Consider the following 17,563-nt stretch of genomic DNA (forward strand, 5'->3'; position numbering starts at 1 on the left):
TGCGCTCCGCAAATGTCAGGGTTGCGGAAATATATGTGTGTCGATTGACGATTGAAAGACGTTGCCGGCCTCAACACACAATTCCTCCAGCGCCGTGGCAGCCCCGCTCTGGCGTCTTTCCCTGTGGCGCAACAGGCTGAAATCACGCGCGCCGAGGTCGATATTGGCCAGTTTCAGCAGGCCGCGCTCCACCAGCGGCCCGGCAGCGGCCATGGAAACGGCAGCCGCGCACCCGCCTTCGCGCACGGCCGAGAGAACCGCCTCATTGGAAGGAAAATCCATCACCAGATCGAGCGCAGCCGGGTCGATGCCCATCTCCACAAGCGTGCTTTCAAACGCCGTGCGCGTGCCAGATCCCTCCTCGCGCATGATCCACGCCGCCCCCGTCACGAGATCGGCAGGTTGCAGGGCGGCGCCCGACGCCCAGACATGGTCTGGCGCAACGACAATCGCCATCACGTCGCGGTCCACCCGCCGGACGGAAAGGGCCGGTTCGTCCACCCTGCCCTCCACCAGCCCGACCTCAGCCACCCCCTCCAGCATCGCATCGGCCACCATGCGCGTGTTGCCGACGGTCAGCTTCAGGGAAATGCCCGGATAGAGCTTGTGAAAGCGCATCAGAACCGGCGGCAGCCAATAGCTCGCAACGGTCTGGCTGGCATGAACGTTGAGCGTGCCGCGGCGAAGCCCGCCAAGCTCGGACAGCATGGTTTCCGCCGAACGCACACGCGCAAGCGTCGCCTGCGCCTCTCCCAGAAACACCCTGCCGACACGGGTCAGCTCGATGCGGCGGCCAACCCGGTGAAAAAGCTCCACGCCGTAATAGCTTTCGAGCGCTTTGATGGAGGCGCTGACGGCGGAAGGCGTACGCCCCACGGCGGCGGCTGCCTGGGTCAGGTGCTCCCGCTCGGCGACGGCTACAAAGATCAGCAATTGTTCGAAGGTCATGGCATCATTCGGTTTTCCCGAACGATATATGGCAAACTATTCGATAGAAGTCGATAAAGCGCCATGCGACCAAGAATGCGTCATTGCATCAGGTCGCATTCATGTCCGCACTTCGCCACCCACTCCGGCTTTTGCCGGGCCTTCTTCTCTCCGTGCTCGTCGCGGGGCTGGCGCTGGCGGCCGCATGGGCGGAACAGGCGTGGTTCGGCGAGGCGTGGCTTGAAGGGCTTGTGCTCGCCATCCTGTTCGGCGCGGCCATCAGTTCCCTTGCCCGATTAAGCCCCGCCTTCCGGCCCGGCATAGACTTCTGCGCCAAGGCGGTTCTGGAAGTGGCGATCGTTCTTCTCGGCGCATCGATCAGCATAAGCGCGCTGGGGGAAGCCGGTCTCGGACTGGTGGGCGGCATTGTGGGCGTGGTCGCGCTGTCGCTCCTTGCGGGCTATGCGATCAGCCGCGCGCTGGGCCTCTCACCCGGACTTTCGACGCTCGTTGCCTGCGGCAATTCCATCTGCGGCAACTCGGCCATCGCCGCAGCCGCACCCGTGATCCGCGCCGAAGCCTCGGAAGTCGCGGCGTCCCTTTCCTTCACGGCATTCCTGAGCATTCTTGTCGTGCTGCTCCTGCCGGTCCTCTATGTCGCCATCGGCATGAGCCCGGTGCAGTCCGGCGTGTTTGCGGGCCTCACCGTCTATGCGGTGCCGCAGGTTCTGGCGGCAGCTGCGCCAGCCGGGGCCATCGGCATTCAGGTGGGAACACTGGTCAAGCTGGTGCGCGTGCTCATGCTCGGGCCGGTCATCTTTCTTCTCGGCCTTGCCCATGGCCGCAAGACCGGCGCGAAACTCACCTTCCTGCAAATGGTGCCGTGGTTCATCATCGGCTTTCTGGCCATGATGGCGCTGCGCTCGGCTGAGCTCATCCCCGCCGCCGCACTTGCTCCCATGCACGAGGCATCCGGGCTTCTGACCGTGGTAGCCATGGCAGCGCTCGGCCTGACGGTGGATATTCGCAGCGTGATGAAAAGCGGCGGCCGGGTGATCGTCGCAGCGCTTCTGTCGCTCACCGTTCTGGGCATTGTCAGCTATGCGCTGATCCGGTTTCTGGGCGTCGCCTGACGGGGCGCTCTACCCGGCGGCGCTGCCGGCAAAGCCCACGAGATCTTCCGCCTTCCAGCGGCCCATCTCTTCTTCCCAGTGCTTTCTGCAAAGCGAGACATAGACATCCTTGCCGATGGCGACCTGTGCGCCCTTCCTGGCAACCTTGCCGTCCGGCCCCAGCCGCACCACCATGGTGGCCTTGCGGCCACAGCGGCAGATCGTGCGCACCTCGCGCAATTCATCCGCCAGCGCCAGAAGCGCCTGCGATCCGGTGAAGAGATTGCCCTGGAAATCGGTCCTCAGCCCGTAGCACATGACCGGGATGCCCAGCCTGTCGGCGACGCGGGCAAGCTGCCAGACCTGCTCTTCCTGAAGGAACTGCGCTTCATCGACAAAGACGCAGTGAACATTCGTGTGGCCGTGATGCTCTGCAACGCGGGCGTAGAGATCGTCTCCGTCGCGGAACATCTCGGCATCGCTTTCAAGCCCGATGCGTGAAGAGATATAGCCGCCGTCTTCCTTGCGATAATGACCGGCCACAAACAACATCGCGCTCATGCCGCGCTCACGATAATTGTAGGACGCCTGCAAGAGCATGGTCGACTTGCCGGCGTTCATCGTCGCATAGTGAAAATAGAGCTTTGCCATCGCGCTGCCTGTATCTTTCGCGCTCTTAAACACCACCAGCGCTCTTTAGAAAACGCCGCATTGTTTTTCTTCCACCGGAATACCGTCGCCAACGGCACGTTGCATGGCGCAAACAGACACTCGTTTGCACTTGCAGCGCCCCCGAATTGGTGGTTGCCTTTGAATAAATTGGCAAAGCCGGTTAAGACCCGCCCTTTGCCGGACAACAATCATAAAAGGAGAGCTGTCATGTTACCCAGCCGAAAGAAGACACTGGTACTCGGGCTCGCCGCAAGCCTGTTCTCGGGCGCAGCGTTCGCCGCAGAAGCCGGTTCCTGCAAGGCCATCACATTCTCCGACGTCGGCTGGACCGACATCACCGCAACCACCGCAACCGCGTCCGTGGTGCTGGAAGGCCTCGGCTATGAGCCCGAAACCCAGGTGCTTTCGGTGCCGGTGACCTATGCCTCGCTGAAGAACAACGACGTCGATGTGTTCCTCGGCAACTGGATGCCGACCATGGAAGCCGATATCGCGCCCTACCGCGAAGACGGCACGGTGGAAACGCTGGTCACCAATCTGGAAGGCGCGAAATACACGCTGGCCGTTCCGAAATACACCTATGATGCGGGCCTCAAGAGCTTCGCCGACATCGCCAAGTTCGCAGACGAACTGGATGGCGAGATCTACGGCATCGAGCCCGGCAATGACGGCAACCGCCTGATCCTCGACATGATCGAGAACGACACGTTCGGCCTGAAGGATTTCGAGCTCGTGGAAAGCTCCGAAGCCGGCATGCTCTCGCAGGTTCGCCGCGCCGTCGGCTCCAAGAAGCCCATCGTCTTCCTCGGCTGGGAACCGCACCCGATGAACGCCAATGTCGACATGACCTATCTTGAAGGCGGCGACGACGTGTTTGGCCCAAATTACGGTGGCGCAACCGTGCACACCAACACCCGCGCCGGCCTTTCCGAAGAGTGCCCGAACCTCGGCAAGCTTCTGAAGAACATGGTCTTCTCGCTCCAGATGGAGAACGAGATCATGGGCAAGATTCTCGATGACAATCAGGAGCCGCAGAAGGCCGCCGCAGAATGGCTGAAAGCCAATCCGGACGCGCTCGGCCCGTGGCTTGAGGGTGTGACCACCTTCAGCGGAGAGGCCGGTCTCGACGCCGTTAAGGCGCATCTGGACATGTAGTCCGACAGCCGGCGCGCAGGCCCGCATGAGTGCAGCTTCGCGCCGGCTTCTCCTCCTTCCCGACCGGGAACGGAGACTGCCGGTTCTTCACCCGGCACCTGCACACGCAAGAAGAAGAAATCCGCAGAAAGGAACTCCCCGGGCTCATGGACCCTGTTTCAGAATGGATCGCAGACTGGAAAATTCCCATCGGCCGGTGGGGCCGTGACTTTTTCGATTTCCTGACCACCAATTTTGCCTGGCTGTTCGACACCCTTGCAGAGGTGCTGGCCGACATCCTCGACGGCATGGTCGACCTCCTGCTCGCCATCCCGCCCATCGGGCTGGTGCTGGCCATAGCCGCCCTTGCCTACGGTCTTCAGCGCTCGTGGAAGCTCGCGCTTGCCGTGGCGCTCGGTCTTGCCTTCATCATCAATCAGGGGCTCTGGGAAGAAACGGTCGAAACACTGGTGCTCGTCGTGGCCGCTGCCGCCGTGTCCATGGCCATCGGCGTGCCGGTCGGCATCTGGGCCGCGCACAATGCGCGCGTCTACCAGTTCCTGCGTCCGGTCCTCGACCTGATGCAGACGCTGCCAACCTTCGTCTACCTGATCCCGGTGCTCATCCTGTTTGGCCTCGGCGCGGCCCCCGGTCTCATCGTGACCGTCATTTTCGCATCGCCCGCACCGATCCGCCTCACCTATCTGGGCATCACCTCCGTTCCACAGCCCATGCTCGAAGCGGGCCAGGCCTTTGGCGCAACCAAGCGCCAGCTTCTGTGGAAGGTGGAGCTGCCGGCTGCCCTGCCCTCCATCATGGCGGGGCTGACGCAGTGCATCATGCTGTCGCTATCCATGGTGGTGATTGCCGCCCTGATCGGCGCTGACGGCCTCGGCAAGCCGGTGGTGCGCGCGCTCAACTCGGTCAACATTCCGCTCGGCCTTGAAGCCGGTCTCGCCATCGTCGTGCTGGCGATCATTCTCGACCGCATCGCGCGGATCGAACGCAGGAGCGACAAATGAGCGTGGCCGTCGAATTCCAGAATGTCGACATCCTGTTCGGCACCGACAAACAGAAGGCCGACGCCCTGCCGCTGGTGGATGCGGGCAGGAACCGTGAGGAAATCCTTGCCGAAACGGGCGCGGTGCTTGGCTGCGCGGGCTGTGACCTCACCGTGGAGCGCGGCGAGATCTCCGTTCTCATGGGGCTTTCGGGCTCCGGCAAATCCACGCTTCTGCGCGCGGTCAACCGGCTGAACACGGTGGCGCGCGGCAATGTCATCGTGCATGACGGCGAGTGGCAGGCCGATGTGGTCAACTGCTCGCAGGCCGAACTGCGCAAGATCCGCCGCGAATGCGTGGCGATGGTCTTTCAGCAATTCGCACTCCTGCCGTGGCGCACGGTGGCGGAGAATGTCGGCTTCGGCCTTGAGCTTGCCGGCGTGCCCGCCGCCGAACGCAAGGAGCGCGTCATGGCGCAGCTCGAACTGGTTCACCTGACCGAATGGGCCGACAAATATGCCCATGAGCTTTCGGGCGGCATGCAGCAGCGCGTGGGCCTTGCCCGCGCCTTCGCGACGGAAGCGCCCATCCTGCTGATGGATGAGCCGTTCTCCGCACTCGATCCGCTGATCCGCACCAAGCTTCAGGATGAGCTGATCGAACTGCAGGAACGGCTCAAGAAGACCATTCTGTTCGTGAGCCACGACCTTGAGGAAGCGCTGAAGATCGGCAACCGCATCTCCATCATGGAAGGCGGCAGGATCGTCCAGACCGGCGCGCCGGAAGACATCATTCTGGCCCCGGAGAACGATTATGTGCGCGAGTTCATCTCCAATGTGAACCCGCTCTCGGTGCTGACCGCTTGGAACGTGATGCGCGATGTGCGCGATCTGGAGCCTGCCGGCGAAGGCTGGCTCTGGCTCGACCGCCGCCGCACCACCCGCTTCAAGTTCGATGAAAACATGCTGGTCATCGATGCCGAGCGCAACAAGAAGCCGGCCATCTGGGTTTCCTGCGACAATATCGAGGATCTGCCGGAAGACAGGCCAAAGGTCTTCTGGGCGACGGCCGGCACATCACTGAAAACAGTGATGCGCGCCATGCAGCAGTCGCAGACTGCGCCCGTAGCGCTGTTCGACGATGCCTCCCGCTTCGTCGGCGCCATCGGCATCCGCGACGTTCTGGGCTCCATCATCCGGCGCTGATGCAGCTTGAAACGCCTCGCCCGAATGAAGGGCGGGGCGTTTGATCCCGGACGAACGAACCGAAACCAGTTCGCCGTTTCCAGCGCCCGTGAACCGGTCTAGATCGCCGTGCGTCCATCCGGACGCACAAAGGACGATCTAACCTATTGATGGAGCATCGGAATAACCCGAAAACCGGTTTCCACTTTTCGGTCCGATGCTCTACTCTGCCTCCCCAAATCAAAGGGAGGTCTTTTCATGAATCCATCCGGCGTTGTTGCACTCGTTTCGGGCGGCGGCTCGGGACTTGGCGAAGCCACCGCACGCGCGCTTGCCGCCAGGGGGGCCAGGGTGGCCATCGCCGATATCGGCATGGAGCGGGCGGAAGACGTTGCCGCCGACCTTCAGGGCATCGCCGTCAAATGTGACGTGAGGAGCGAGGAGGACGTTCAGGAAGCGCTCCGCACCGCGACCGAAAAGCTCGGGGCTCCACGCATCCTCGTCAATTGCGCCGGCATCGCCATTGCGATGAAGACCGTCGGCAAGGATGGTCCGCACCCGCTCGACCTCTACCGCCGGGTGATCGAAATCAACCTTCTCGGCACGTTCAACATGATCCGGCTGTTTGCCGCACAGGCGCAGGAGCTGGAACCGCTCGACGGTGGCGAGCGCGGCGTGATCGTCAACACGGCCTCGGTCGCCGCCTTTGACGGGCAGGTCGGCCAGGTTGCCTATTCCGCCTCCAAGGGCGGCGTGGTGGGCATGACGCTGCCGATCGCGCGTGATCTGTCGCGCTCGGGCATTCGCGTCTGCACCATTGCGCCGGGCATCTTCAAGACGCCGATGATGGCCGGGCTGCCGGAAGACGCACAGGCCTCGCTTGGCCAGCAGGTGCCCTTCCCGCCGCGTCTTGGCGAACCGTCGGAATATGCGGCGCTCGCCTGCCACATCGTGGAAAACCAGATGCTGAATGGCGAGACGATCCGGCTCGATGGCGCAATCCGCATGGCGCCGCGATAGGCAGGTCCGGATATCCCCGCCGGGGACTTGAAGCCGCCTATTTCTTGAGCGAAAGAAGCATATTAAAACAGACGAGGCGGCAATGAGCGACGAAAAGATAAAAGACGTTATCCTTGAAACAGACGCAGACGCGATCCGCCTCGGGCGCACGCTGTTAAGGGTGTCGCGTTACGGCGCGCTCGCCACGGTCGATCCGGAAGACGGCGCTCCGTTTGCAACGCGCGTCGCCACCGCCACCGATCTTGATGGCGCGCCGCTCATTCTCGTCTCCGGCCTCTCCGCCCATACAAGGGGGCTTGAAGCCGATCCGCGCTGCTCGCTGCTGATCGGCGAGCCCGGCAAGGGCGATCCCCTTGCCCATCCGCGCCTCACCGTAAAGGCCACGGCGCACAGGCTGGAGCGCGACAGCGACGCCCACGCGCTTGCCAAGCGCCGCTATCTGGCGCGCCATCCCAAGGCGAAACTCTATGTCGATTTCCCCGACTTCGCGATCTATCGGCTGGAGCCTGAAACCGCGCTCCTCAATGGCGGCTTTGCCCGCGCCTACAGGCTCACCCGAAGCGACCTTCTGAGCGACAGCCCGGCCCTTGCGGGACTGGCCGCGGCCGAGGCTGGCGCGATCGCGCATATGAACAGCGACCATGCCGATGCGGTGGAGAACTATGCCCGGCATTTCGGCCGCGCGCAGGCCGGAAAATGGCAGCTCACCGGCATCGACCCCGACGGCGTGGACCTGGCGCTTGGCGACGATACGCGCCGCGTGTTTTTCGCAGAACCGTTGAGCGACGCCGCACAGATGCGCCCCGCCCTCGTTGAGATGGCCAGGGAAGCGCGCGCCGCGCTGGCCGCATGAAACGCACGCTGATCCGCATCGAAGAGGCTGACGATCCGCGCATTGCGGCCTATCGGGATATTCGCGAGCGCGATCTGGTGGGCCGGCAGGGCCGCTTCGTGGCCGAAGGCCGCGTGGTGCTGAACGTACTCTTCTCCACCAGCCGCTTTTCGGCAGAAAGCGTCTTTTTGCGGGAAAACCGGGTCGACGGCCTCGCCGATCTGATCGAACACATCCCGGAAGACGTGCCCGTCTATGTGGCCAGCGGCGCGGTGATGGACCAGATTGCCGGATTTGAAATCCATCGCGGGATTCTGGCCATTGGCAGAAAACCGGGGACGACCGGCAACGAGCTGCTCGACACACTGCCGGCGCAGGCGCTGGTCGTGGCGCTCTCCGGTATCTCCAATCATGACAATATGGGCTCGATCTTCCGCAACGCGGCGTCATTTGGCGCAGCCGCAATCCTGTTGACCGACGATTGCTGCGACCCGCTCTATCGCAAGGCCATCCGGGTTTCGGTCGGTGCAACGCTCAAAGTGCCGTTCGCGCGGATCAGCAATCCCGACGCCCTTGCCGGAGCACTGGAGAGCCGTGGCTTCTCCATTCTTGCGCTCAGCCCGCGTGGCGGGATCGACATTGCCGATGTGGAGCGCACACCGCGACACGCGCTGCTTCTGGGCAGCGAGGGGCACGGGCTTTCACAGGATGTGATGGACCGGCTGCCGACTGCACGGATTTCCATGGCGGATGATTTCGACAGCCTCAATGTGGCTGCGGCGTCGGCCATCGCGCTTCATCGGCTCTGGCGCGGCTGAACGCGGCGTTTGGCGATTTAGCCCTTCGTCTGCGCGCGCAGCGCACGCACCCGCTCGGCAAGGCTGAGCGGGCGACCCTCGGCGCCTTCGGGCTCCGCCTTTTCAAGCAGCCTGGTAATCGGCGTGTCCGTGCCTTCCAGCGCCGCCGTGAGGCTCACAACCTCGGCTGCGAGGCTGTGGATCTGCTCGCGCAGCGCATCGTCTGCGCGCGCGGTATCGGCTGGAGCCTTCTGCTTCGCACCGCCAGCGGTCTTCGCCTTTTGGGCTGAAAGGTCTGCGCGAAGTTTCTTGTTTTCCTGCATGAGGCGCGAAATGCGTGTCTGCAATGTCTCTCGCTCGTCATTAAAGTCTTGCGCTGGGAAGCCTTGCGCCCGGAAGTCTTGCGCCGGCGTGCTTCTGCGCACGCCGCCTTCGCTCAGAACCGTTCCAAGCTGCAGCGATTTGTCGGCCAGTTCACGCGCGAGCCGGTCGCGCTCTTCTTCTGCTTCGCGAAGCCGCCGGGCGGCCTGCGTGGAGAGGCTTTCCGTGCTGGCGTTCGTAATGTCCTGACGCAGCCGCGCGATTTCACCCTCGCGGCGCTCCAGCTTTTCCTCAAGCTCGTAGAGAACCCGCATCTGGCCCTCGAGCTTCTTCTGCAGATCGGCGTTGCGCTTCTCGGCCACCTTGAGCCCGGCCTCGGCCTGATCACGCGCCGTCTCCGCGTCGCGCGCTTCGCGGATCGCTTCCTTGCGTTCCCGGCGAAGCAAGGCCAGATCGCCCTCGACCTTGCGCAGCTCGGTTTCGCGCGCAACGAGTTCGATCTGCCGGCTGCTGGCAAGCAGCCGCTCTTCCTCATAGGTGTCGTTGAGCTGAAGCAGCCCCGCACTGCGCGTCTCGAGCTCGGCAAGCGTCTCATCGAGCCTTGCTTCCAGCGAGGCAATCGCTTCGGCCTTCTCATCAAGCGCCTTGGCCTGCCGCTCAACCTCCCCCTTGAGCCGGGCGATCAGCCGTTCCTGGGCAGCCCGCTCTTCGGAAAGCCGGCGCGCCTCTTCACTCATGCGGGAGAGTTCGACCAGTTGCGCGGACGTCTTGTGGTTGAGATTTTCGATGTTCATCTCGAGCCGGCGCGCAGCCATGGCGTGGCTTGCGCGCAGCCTGTCCTTCTCCGCCTCCAGCTCATTGGCCGAAAGCGGCATGCTGGCTTCAATGCGCTTGGTCGTGAGACGCACAGCACGACGCCAGAGGATCGGCGCCAGCAGAAGAGCCACAAACCCCGCTATGAAGAAGCCCAGAAGAAGGAGCAGTATGGTCTTGATCACCGCATGAAACCCATGTCGTCGTGAAAGCCACAGCGATTTGCCGCTTGCAGCCGGTTCCTTGGGTCACGCAAAAAGGCGTCCACGTCAAGCTGATAGGCGCGCCTGCACGGCCCAAAGACGGAAAGAGCGGCGCATCGCATCTGCGCGGCGCCGCTCCCGAATGGTCTGACGTCTGGTCTGGATCAGAAGGGATTCCAGGTCGGACGCGGGGTCAGCTTCAGATAGCCGAGATTGACGCCCAGACGCGCGCCGACACCGGTACGGATCGGAACCAGAACCATATTGTCGTTGGTCAGCGCGTTGAAACCGAGACCCGCAACCAGATAGGCCGAGCCCGCAACGCCGCCGAAACGACGGTAAAGATCGTTCACCGAGTTGAGATTGTAGACCAGGATCATCACGCGCGATCCCTGGCCGCCATAGTCCCAGCCGATGGAAGGCCCCTGCCAGAAGACCTTATGGTCACCGGCATTCTTGGTGTAGAGCATGCCCTCGCCATAGGTGAGGCCGCCAATGAAAGCGCCAGACCCTTCTTCGCCGAGAACATAGCCGTTCGGCAGGCCGTAATTGGAAAAGATCCGCTCGACCACGGCGGCAAGACCGCCGGTCGTCGCGCCGAAGAAGCCGTGACCGGCCTCAACGATCTCTCCTGCCGAGTAGGTATTGTTGGCGCGCGCCGCGTTCGTCGTCAAAGACAAGGCGCCAAGGCCGACCGCACAAACAATCAACGCGGCCTGGATGAGCCGCGTCCAGTCAAAAAGCCTTGCAGGCATTGTTCATTCTCCATCAATGAGTGGCTGTCAGAGACCGCCCCGTCATCGCCCCGCACAGAGCCACAACTGCTTAAAACTAGGCTCCGAATCTTTTCTAATTGTTAACCTCACATCAAAGATGCTTGGCAAAGGTTCTTCAGACCCCGAAAAACCAGCCACGGCAGCCGGATCTGTTTGCGATCAGAGCCAAACTGTTGCCGGTTTTAACGGGCCTGTGTAACCAGAAATCGTGCGTTTCATGATCTGATTCGGTCAGGGACTGGAGCCTGCGCAAAGTCAGAACCAATGGATTGCCGTGCGGCCGTTCGGGCGCACAAAGGACAGTCCGAACCATTAACGAAGCATCGGAATAGCCCGAAAACCGGTTTCCACTTTTCGGACCGATGCTCTGGAGCAGAGACCGGCCAGCCCCGTGGCGAAAGCAGACGGAAAAGGCCCGATTGGCAACAACGTCTGGAGGACAGATGCCCGTGTCCGAACTTTTCTCGCTGAGCGCCCCCGATCTGGCAGCTCTTCTGTGCAGCCGCGTTTGCCACGACATCATTTCTCCGGTGGGCGCCATCAACAATGGCCTCGAATTACTGGATGAAGGCGGCGCTGACGAAGACGCGATGAACCTGATCCGCGCAAGCGCGGTCAACGCATCGGCGCGTCTCCAGTTCGCCCGCATCGCTTTCGGCGCAGCCGGTTCGGCCGGCATGCAGATCGACACGGGCGACGCCCAGACGGTCGCGGCTGCCTTCATCAACAATGAAAAGCCCGAACTCGAATGGCACGGCGTGCGCGCCCTTCTGCCCAAGAACCAGGTCAAGCTGCTGCTCAACCTGCTTCTGGTCGCCAATGCGGCGATCCCGCGCGGCGGCAGGCTGCGGGTCTATCTGGAAGACACCGACACCAATGCGCATTTCGTGATCAAGGCCGAAGGCCCGATGCTGCGCGTCCCGCCGAAATTCCTCGAACTGCACTCCGGATCGAAGCCGGACGAGCCCGTCGACGCCCACAGCGTGCAGTTCTATTACACGCTGCTTCTGGCCAAAGAGACCGGCATGAACGTGAACATTCGCGCCACGGCGGATGAGATCATTCTCTCTGCGGCGAAATAGAGAAGATTAACCATACCTCTTTGCCGCAGCTTTACCTGCAGCGGGCCATAGTTCTTTCTGTCGTCTAATCAGCGGCACCGGCTTTGCATGAAAGGACATGAAAATGGCTCGCTGCCTGATCGTTGACGATTCCAGTGTGATCCGGAAAGTCGCCAAGCGCATTCTGACGAGTGCGGACATGATGGTGACCGAAGCCGCGACCGGCCAGGAAGCGATCAACCTGTCTGCACACGACATGGCCGACATCATCATCGTCGACAGCTCACTGCCGGACATGGCTTCCAGCGAACTGGTCAGACAGCTGATGGCGCTGCCAGCCGAATTCAAGCCCTACATCCTTCTGTGCCTTGCCGAGCTCGATCTGGGCGCGATCATGCGCGCCAAGCGCGCCGGCGCAAAGGGCTACATGCTCAAGCCCTTCACCCGCACCCAGCTTCTGGAGCAGTTCCGCGAATTCCAGTCGGCCGCCTGAGAGCGCTCTCCGGCAGATGAGGCGTGTTCTTGCGAGGCATGTTCTGGCGCCCTGCGGGCGACGCCCCTGCCCGGAATTTCCGAAAACGAGTACGCAACAAGAAAAACCCGGCCTCGCGGCCGGGTTTTGCGCGTTCCAAGGGGATTTGAAGCGGATCAGGCGCTTTCGCGGACTTCCTCGGGTTCACGCAGCACATAGCCACGGCCCCAGACCGTCTCGATGAAGTTCTGCCCGCCGGACGCTGCATCCAGCTTCTTGCGAAGCTTGCAGATGAACACGTCGATGATCTTCAGTTCCGGCTCATCCATGCCACCATAGAGGTGGTTCAGGAACATTTCCTTGGTGAGCGTCGTTCCCTTGCGGAGCGAAAGCAGCTCCAGCATCTGGTATTCCTTGCCGGTCAGGTGAACGCGCTGACCACCAACCTCGACCGTCTTGGCGTCGAGATTGACGATGAGATCGCCCGTGGTGATGACCGACTGCGCATGCCCCTTGGAGCGACGCACAATTGCGTGAATACGCGCAACCAGCTCGTCCTTGTGGAACGGCTTGGTCATGTAATCGTCCGCGCCGAAGCCCAGGCCGCGCACCTTGTCCTCAATGCCGGCCATGCCGGACAGAATGAGAATAGGCGTCTTGACCTTGGAAAGGCGCAACGTCCGCAGGACCTCATAACCGGACATGTCCGGCAGATTAAGGTCGAGCAGAATAATATCGTAGTCATAGAGCTTGCCGAGATCGACGCCCTCTTCACCGAGGTCCGTCGTATAGACATTGAAGCTCTCAGACTTGAGCATCAACTCAATGCTCTGTGCCGTGGCACTGTCGTCTTCAATCAGCAGAACGCGCATCTTTATCCCCTTCTCGCCGCCGACCCGGCCTGGCAGGCACCCGGCACCGAAGCAATGATTGCCTGAATCGGAGGCTGCCAGTTAATGGTTAACAAAATCTAATTCGTTCTGGCAAGCGCCAGAATCCCCTTTTAGCTTTTGAAGGCACCGGTTTGATTCCAATGGTGAAATTTCCGCTCCTGGACAACGCAAATTGCATTAGAAATTTACGCTAACCGACTCTCCACGCAATCAAATTACGGCTCCTCACGCACAATCTTTACCGCGCCTTAAGCCATCACCCATATGATTAACAATGCCCGTAAACGAATGGTTACCGGGAAAGCTAAATCTTAGGATTTTGTTTCCTAAGTGCGTTTAGCATTTGTATTCCGACCCGGCGTAAAAGGGACGGACAGCCGCCGCGAGGCGCTGGTGTGTGCGTATTGTGGGAGTAACGAGCATGAAGCCGCGTGAAAATCTCGTCCGTCTGAAGCAGTTTCAGGTCAATGAGAAGCGGCGCCGGATGGCGCAGCTGGATACGATGATCGCAGAATTCGACCGCATGGCGGCGGAACTGGAAGCGCAGATCGTCTCCGAAGAAACGAAGGCGGGCATTACCGACCTCAATCACTTCGCCTACCCGACCTTCGCAAAGGCCGCTCGCCTGCGCCGCGACAATCTGCGCACCTCCCAGGCTGAACTGGTCGAGCAGCGCAAGAGCGCCGAAGCAGAGCTGAACGAGGCTGAAGCCGAGCTCGCCAAGGCCGAAGCGCTTGAAAACCGCACCCGCCCGGATGCCGCGCCCTCGCGCGCGATGACCGGCTAGACCTTTACGCTCACGCCACACCGCATTCTGCACGAGGCGGCAGGGTTATCCCCTGCCGTTTTTTTTTGCGTTCAGCGTTCAGGAATCCACAGACTGAAACCCGGAACGCAAAAAGGCCGGCGACGAGCGCCGGCCTTTTTTACGGTTTTGACTGGAAGTCGGCCCGCCCCTTCTAGCGAAGAGAAGCGCTCCGAAAGCCGATCAATGCCTGTATTGCTGGATCCGCGTCGTGCGCAGACCTGCAAGGCCATGATCCTCGATAGAAGCCTGCCATGAGAGGAACTCCTCCACCGTCAGACGATAGCGCTGACAAGCTTCCTCAAGGCTCAAAAGCCCGCCGCGTACTGCGGCAACCACTTCCGCCTTGCGACGGATAACCCACCTGCGCGTATTGCTCGGAGGCAAGTCCGCAACAGTCAGCGGGCTGCCATCCGGGCCGATGACATATTTTACGCGTGGTCGAACCATTTCGGTCATAGTACTCTCTACCTGAACTCAAGACCCGTTTCACAAGCTAGTGCGCCGGCTTTAAAATTTGCCTAAGCACATGGTAAGCATACGGTAACGGACATGAATCCCGCGTTAGGGATTTGCCTGAGATTTGTTTCAAATTGCGCCGGAAACGCTCCGGACCCCTTGGAAAAGCTGGGGTTTGCAGGCAAAAGGGGCGTTAACCTATCAGGGTGGCGGTGGCCCGATCCTTGACCTATATTCGCCGCATTGGCATGTAATCGGCCACGATAAAGACAAAGAAGACCTAGCGAATGAACAGCCTCGACCTGCCCGGACGCCCGCAGGACTGCCGAATCGTGGTGGCGATGTCGGGCGGCGTAGACTCCTCCGTTGTTGCCGGCATTCTTGCGAAACAAGGCTACGACGTGGTTGGCGTCACCCTTCAGCTCTACGATCATGGCGAGGCGGCTCACCGCCCCGGATCATGCTGCGCGGGTCAAGACATCGATGATGCGCGCCGCGTTTCCGAGACGCTTGGCATTCCGCATTACGTGCTGAATTACGAGCAGCGCTTCCGCGAGGCCGTGATCGATCCGTTTGCGCAGAGCTATGTGGCCGGTGAAACACCGATCCCCTGCGTTTCGTGCAACCAGACCGTCAAGTTCGCCGATCTTCTGGAAACCGCCCGCGAGCTTGGCGCGGATGCGCTGGCCACCGGCCACTATATCCGCAGCCGCGCCAATGGCGCTCACCGTGCGCTCACGCGCCCCGTGGATGCCGAGCGCGATCAGAGCTATTTCCTGTTCGCCACCACGCAGGAGCAGATCGACTATCTGCGCTTCCCGCTGGGCGGGCTCTCCAAGCCCGAGGTTCGCGCCATCGCCGAAGAGATGGGCCTGAGCGTCGCCACCAAGCAGGACAGCCAGGACATCTGCTTCGTGCCACGCGGCAAATATTCCGACATCATCAGCAAGCTGAAGCCGGAAGCCGCCACACCGGGCGAGATCGTGCATCTGGACGGGCGCAGGCTCGGCCGCCATGACGGCGTGATGCATTACACGATCGGCCAGCGCCGCGGCATCGGCGTCGCGACCGGCGAGCCGCTCTATGTGGTGCATCTGGACGCAGAGAATGCGCGCGTGATTGTCGGCCCGCGCGAGGCGCTCGAGACGCACAAGGTTTTCCTGCGCCAGGTGAACTGGCTGGGCGACGGACCGCTTGGCGAGCTTCCCAGGGGCGGCATGGAAGTGTTTGCGAAGGTTCGCTCCACGCGGCCGCCCCGCCCTGCGGTGCTTCACCATGAAGACGGCGTCACCTGGGTCGAACTGACGGAAGGCGAAGCCGGCGTCGCACCGGGCCAGGCCTGCGTGCTCTACTCCGACGACGGCAATGAGGCCCGCGTCTATGGCGGCGGCTTCATCGAGCGCTCCGAGCGCGGCACCGAAGCCGAAGCGCAGCTCACGCGCCTTTCAACCATGGCTGGTCAGGGCGCGTAGAGCGCCCTGCGCCGCACTTCACGCCAAACCAGCCTGCATTTTTCTGAAATCAGCAGCGCACACGCGCCCGCACGGGCGCGTGATTGATCACGATCGCGCCTGAAAGGCAGCGCCCGTCAGCCGTGGGTGACGGAGCCTGCCGTGAGAATGCGCAGAACCTCGATTGCCTCTTCACCGGTGGTGCGAGGCTCCTTGCGGGTCTCAATACAGTCGATGAAATGCTGCAGCTCACGCGTGAGCGGCATTCCCTCTTCCACATCCACATAGGTCGGTTCATTGGTCGTGAACGCCCAGTGACCGCTGTCATGCCAGACCGCATGCCGATAGACGGCAAGCTTGCGCCCCCATGGCTCGACATCGTCGAACACGGCCATCGCCTTGTCGCCAACCACCGTCAGGCGGCGTTCGCGATAGGGGTTGAGGCGCGAGGTGAACAAATGGCTGCGCAGACCGCCGGGAAAGCGCATGTGCAGATGCGCGAAGTCGCTCAGGTGGTCGAGCAGCGCCGCGCCCTCGCCGCGCACCTCTTCCGGCGCAACGCCGGTCAGCGCGAGAATCATCGAGAGATCGTGCGGCGCCAGATCCCACAGGGCGTCATTCTCGGTGTGAAACTTGCCAAGGCCGAGACGATGCGAATGAATATAGCGGATTTCGCCGAGATCGCCCTTGTCGATCAGCTCCTTGAGCTTCTCGAAAGCCGGGTGGAAGCGCAGCACATGACCCACCATGATGATGCGCCCGGTCTCGCGCGCAACGGCGACCGCGCGCTTGGCGTCGTCGACGGTCAGCGCGATCGGCTTTTCCACAAGAACGTCCTTGCCGGCCTGCATGGCGCGGATGGCATATTCGGCGTGGTACTGCGGCGGCAGGGCCAGAACGATTGCATCGATATCGTCGTGCTCGAAGAGCGCCTCCGGGGAGATTGCGACGCAATCATGCTCACTGGCGAAGCCCTCGGCCCGCGCCTCATTGGCGTCGGAGACGGCTGCCAGCACTCCAAGAGACTTAAGCGTGCGAATGTGGTTTGAGCCCCAATAGCCACATCCGAGTACTGCAATACGCGGTTTCATCAAATCCTTCGCCCGAGATTTTGGCGCTGAAAACACATACAGACGCCGCACCCGCGACTCAACCCTGCCAGGGAAAACCCGGCCCTTTCTTAAGGGAATTCGACAGCCACGACAAATTCCCCCAAGAAACGAAGAACCCCGCTTGACAGGGCAGACACAGCCACCTTATATCCGCGCGTCTTCTTGAGGCAACGGACTCGCAGCCGACGCAGCTGTTTTTGTCCTCGGTTGGCGGAGTAGCTCAGTCGGTTAGAGCAGAGGAATCATAATCCTTGTGTCGGGGGTTCGAATCCCTCCTCCGCTACCATTTTGATTACGCAAGCAATATCAACCAGTTACAAGGAACAGAGGTTCCAGAAACTGTGAGACATCTCGCACAAATGTACGCGGAGATGCCATGGCTTGCGCTTCCTACCTTTCTCGCCGTGAAGGACGCTATTACCTTCAGGTTCGGTTGAATCCCGTCACATCCCTCCTCCTGGGCAAGCAGCTCTATAGAGTCTCGTTAAGAACCAGCGACTATCGTCAGGCGCGTATTC

General features: G+C 61.5%; 18 protein-coding genes and 1 tRNA gene. 12 read left to right on the plus strand and 7 right to left on the minus strand.

Annotated elements, in window-relative coordinates:
- Positions 1–15: 15 nt before the first annotated feature.
- A complete protein-coding gene (locus JYP46_RS12610) occupies positions 16–948 on the minus strand; it encodes a LysR substrate-binding domain-containing protein (RefSeq protein ID WP_113155866.1) in 933 nt (310 codons plus the stop codon).
- Between the two features lie 101 nt (positions 949–1,049).
- On the opposite strand from JYP46_RS12610, the gene JYP46_RS12615 reads away from it, so the two are divergent.
- Positions 1,050–2,060, plus strand: a complete 1,011-nt coding sequence (locus JYP46_RS12615; RefSeq protein ID WP_206548277.1) for a YeiH family protein — start codon at positions 1,050–1,052, stop codon at positions 2,058–2,060.
- Positions 2,061–2,069: 9 nt separating this feature from the next.
- On the opposite strand, the gene JYP46_RS12620 is transcribed toward JYP46_RS12615, so the two are convergent.
- A complete protein-coding gene (locus JYP46_RS12620) occupies positions 2,070–2,690 on the minus strand; it encodes a thymidine kinase (RefSeq protein WP_206548278.1) in 621 nt (206 codons plus the stop codon).
- Positions 2,691–2,918: 228 nt separating this feature from the next.
- On the opposite strand from JYP46_RS12620, the gene JYP46_RS12625 reads away from it, so the two are divergent.
- From JYP46_RS12625 to JYP46_RS12650, 6 genes are all read left to right on the plus strand, one after another.
- Positions 2,919–3,866 carry a choline ABC transporter substrate-binding protein gene (locus JYP46_RS12625; RefSeq protein WP_206548279.1) on the plus strand — a complete coding sequence of 316 codons (948 nt, stop codon included), beginning with the start codon at positions 2,919–2,921 and terminating at the stop codon, positions 3,864–3,866.
- Between the two features lie 146 nt (positions 3,867–4,012).
- Entirely contained in the window at positions 4,013–4,867 is an 855-nt protein-coding gene (gene choW, locus JYP46_RS12630) for a choline ABC transporter permease subunit (protein ID WP_113155869.1), read from the plus strand.
- Positions 4,864–6,051 carry a choline ABC transporter ATP-binding protein gene (gene choV / locus JYP46_RS12635; protein WP_206544067.1) on the plus strand — a complete coding sequence of 396 codons (1,188 nt, stop codon included), beginning with the start codon at positions 4,864–4,866 and terminating at the stop codon, positions 6,049–6,051. Before choW ends, choV begins: the two co-directional genes overlap by 4 nt.
- 237 nt (positions 6,052–6,288) lie before the next feature.
- Positions 6,289–7,050: an SDR family NAD(P)-dependent oxidoreductase gene (locus tag JYP46_RS12640; RefSeq protein ID WP_206548280.1), complete on the plus strand. Its 762-nt coding sequence runs from the start codon at positions 6,289–6,291 to the stop codon at positions 7,048–7,050.
- 82 nt (positions 7,051–7,132) lie between these two features.
- Positions 7,133–7,903 carry a HugZ family pyridoxamine 5'-phosphate oxidase gene (locus JYP46_RS12645; protein ID WP_206548281.1) on the plus strand — a complete coding sequence of 257 codons (771 nt, stop codon included), beginning with the start codon at positions 7,133–7,135 and terminating at the stop codon, positions 7,901–7,903.
- Complete coding sequence (locus JYP46_RS12650) at positions 7,900–8,700, plus strand: TrmH family RNA methyltransferase (protein ID WP_206548282.1); 801 nt, start codon at positions 7,900–7,902, stop codon at positions 8,698–8,700. Before JYP46_RS12645 ends, JYP46_RS12650 begins: the two co-directional genes overlap by 4 nt.
- Positions 8,701–8,717: 17 nt before the next feature.
- Here JYP46_RS12650 and JYP46_RS12655 read toward each other — a convergent pair whose 3' ends face one another.
- Positions 8,718–9,998: a coiled-coil domain-containing protein gene (locus JYP46_RS12655; RefSeq protein WP_206548283.1), complete on the minus strand. Its 1,281-nt coding sequence runs from the start codon at positions 9,996–9,998 to the stop codon at positions 8,718–8,720.
- Between the two features lie 182 nt (positions 9,999–10,180).
- Positions 10,181–10,771, minus strand: a complete 591-nt coding sequence (locus JYP46_RS12660; RefSeq protein WP_113155875.1) for a DUF1134 domain-containing protein — start codon at positions 10,769–10,771, stop codon at positions 10,181–10,183.
- A 470-nt stretch (positions 10,772–11,241) separates the two neighbouring features.
- Between JYP46_RS12660 and chpT the strand changes: the two genes are divergently transcribed.
- Both chpT and JYP46_RS12670 read left to right on the plus strand, forming a co-directional pair.
- Positions 11,242–11,874, plus strand: a complete 633-nt coding sequence (gene chpT, locus JYP46_RS12665) for a histidine phosphotransferase ChpT (RefSeq protein ID WP_113156398.1) — start codon at positions 11,242–11,244, stop codon at positions 11,872–11,874.
- 103 nt (positions 11,875–11,977) lie between these two features.
- Positions 11,978–12,346 (plus strand): response regulator, encoded by a 369-nt coding sequence (locus tag JYP46_RS12670; RefSeq protein WP_204360832.1) that lies wholly within the window; start codon positions 11,978–11,980, stop codon positions 12,344–12,346.
- Between the two features lie 155 nt (positions 12,347–12,501).
- Here the strand turns inward: JYP46_RS12670 and ctrA are convergent, their stop codons facing one another.
- On the minus strand, positions 12,502–13,197 hold the full coding sequence (gene ctrA / locus JYP46_RS12675; protein WP_113155877.1) for a response regulator transcription factor CtrA: 696 nt from the start codon (positions 13,195–13,197) through the stop codon (positions 12,502–12,504).
- A gap of 442 nt (positions 13,198–13,639) precedes the next feature.
- Here ctrA and JYP46_RS12680 point away from each other — a divergent pair, with 442 nt between their 5' ends.
- A complete protein-coding gene (locus tag JYP46_RS12680; RefSeq protein WP_206548284.1) occupies positions 13,640–14,005 on the plus strand; it encodes a flagellar export protein FliJ in 366 nt (121 codons plus the stop codon).
- 201 nt (positions 14,006–14,206) lie between these two features.
- Here the strand turns inward: JYP46_RS12680 and sciP are convergent, their stop codons facing one another.
- A complete protein-coding gene (gene sciP, locus JYP46_RS12685; RefSeq protein WP_113155879.1) occupies positions 14,207–14,482 on the minus strand; it encodes a CtrA inhibitor SciP in 276 nt (91 codons plus the stop codon).
- Positions 14,483–14,769: 287 nt separating this feature from the next.
- Here sciP and mnmA point away from each other — a divergent pair, with 287 nt between their 5' ends.
- Positions 14,770–15,954: a tRNA 2-thiouridine(34) synthase MnmA gene (gene mnmA / locus JYP46_RS12690; protein WP_206548285.1), complete on the plus strand. Its 1,185-nt coding sequence runs from the start codon at positions 14,770–14,772 to the stop codon at positions 15,952–15,954.
- A gap of 116 nt (positions 15,955–16,070) precedes the next feature.
- Here the strand turns inward: mnmA and JYP46_RS12695 are convergent, their stop codons facing one another.
- A complete protein-coding gene (locus tag JYP46_RS12695) occupies positions 16,071–17,024 on the minus strand; it encodes a Gfo/Idh/MocA family protein (protein WP_206544073.1) in 954 nt (317 codons plus the stop codon).
- 230 nt (positions 17,025–17,254) lie between these two features.
- Between JYP46_RS12695 and JYP46_RS12700 the strand changes: the two genes are divergently transcribed.
- A tRNA-Met gene (locus JYP46_RS12700) sits at positions 17,255–17,331 on the plus strand.
- The last annotated feature ends 232 nt before the right edge of the window (positions 17,332–17,563 follow it).

It is taken from the genome of Nitratireductor aquimarinus (assembly GCF_017255295.1).
GTDB classification, from domain to species: Bacteria; Pseudomonadota; Alphaproteobacteria; order Rhizobiales; family Rhizobiaceae; genus Nitratireductor; species Nitratireductor aquimarinus.

Bases quoted from the DNA above. Each gene is read 5' to 3' on its own strand.
- JYP46_RS12645 (WP_206548281.1), top strand. From the start codon at position 7,133: ATGAGCGACGAAAAGATAAAAGACGTTATCCTTGAAACAGACGCAGAC.
- JYP46_RS12660 (WP_113155875.1), bottom strand. From the start codon at position 10,771: ATGCCTGCAAGGCTTTTTGACTGGACGCGGCTCATCCAGGCCGCGTTG.
- JYP46_RS12625 (WP_206548279.1), top strand. From the start codon at position 2,919: ATGTTACCCAGCCGAAAGAAGACACTGGTACTCGGGCTCGCCGCAAGC.
- mnmA (WP_206548285.1), top strand. From the start codon at position 14,770: ATGAACAGCCTCGACCTGCCCGGACGCCCGCAGGACTGCCGAATCGTG.
- JYP46_RS12650 (WP_206548282.1), top strand. From the start codon at position 7,900: ATGAAACGCACGCTGATCCGCATCGAAGAGGCTGACGATCCGCGCATT.
- JYP46_RS12680 (WP_206548284.1), top strand. From the start codon at position 13,640: ATGAAGCCGCGTGAAAATCTCGTCCGTCTGAAGCAGTTTCAGGTCAAT.
- sciP (WP_113155879.1), bottom strand. From the start codon at position 14,482: ATGACCGAAATGGTTCGACCACGCGTAAAATATGTCATCGGCCCGGAT.
- JYP46_RS12640 (WP_206548280.1), top strand. From the start codon at position 6,289: ATGAATCCATCCGGCGTTGTTGCACTCGTTTCGGGCGGCGGCTCGGGA.
- JYP46_RS12615 (WP_206548277.1), top strand. From the start codon at position 1,050: ATGTCCGCACTTCGCCACCCACTCCGGCTTTTGCCGGGCCTTCTTCTC.
- choV (WP_206544067.1), top strand. From the start codon at position 4,864: ATGAGCGTGGCCGTCGAATTCCAGAATGTCGACATCCTGTTCGGCACC.
- ctrA (WP_113155877.1), bottom strand. From the start codon at position 13,197: ATGCGCGTTCTGCTGATTGAAGACGACAGTGCCACGGCACAGAGCATT.
- choW (WP_113155869.1), top strand. From the start codon at position 4,013: ATGGACCCTGTTTCAGAATGGATCGCAGACTGGAAAATTCCCATCGGC.
- JYP46_RS12695 (WP_206544073.1), bottom strand. From the start codon at position 17,024: ATGAAACCGCGTATTGCAGTACTCGGATGTGGCTATTGGGGCTCAAAC.
- JYP46_RS12620 (WP_206548278.1), bottom strand. From the start codon at position 2,690: ATGGCAAAGCTCTATTTTCACTATGCGACGATGAACGCCGGCAAGTCG.
- JYP46_RS12670 (WP_204360832.1), top strand. From the start codon at position 11,978: ATGGCTCGCTGCCTGATCGTTGACGATTCCAGTGTGATCCGGAAAGTC.
- JYP46_RS12610 (WP_113155866.1), bottom strand. From the start codon at position 948: ATGACCTTCGAACAATTGCTGATCTTTGTAGCCGTCGCCGAGCGGGAG.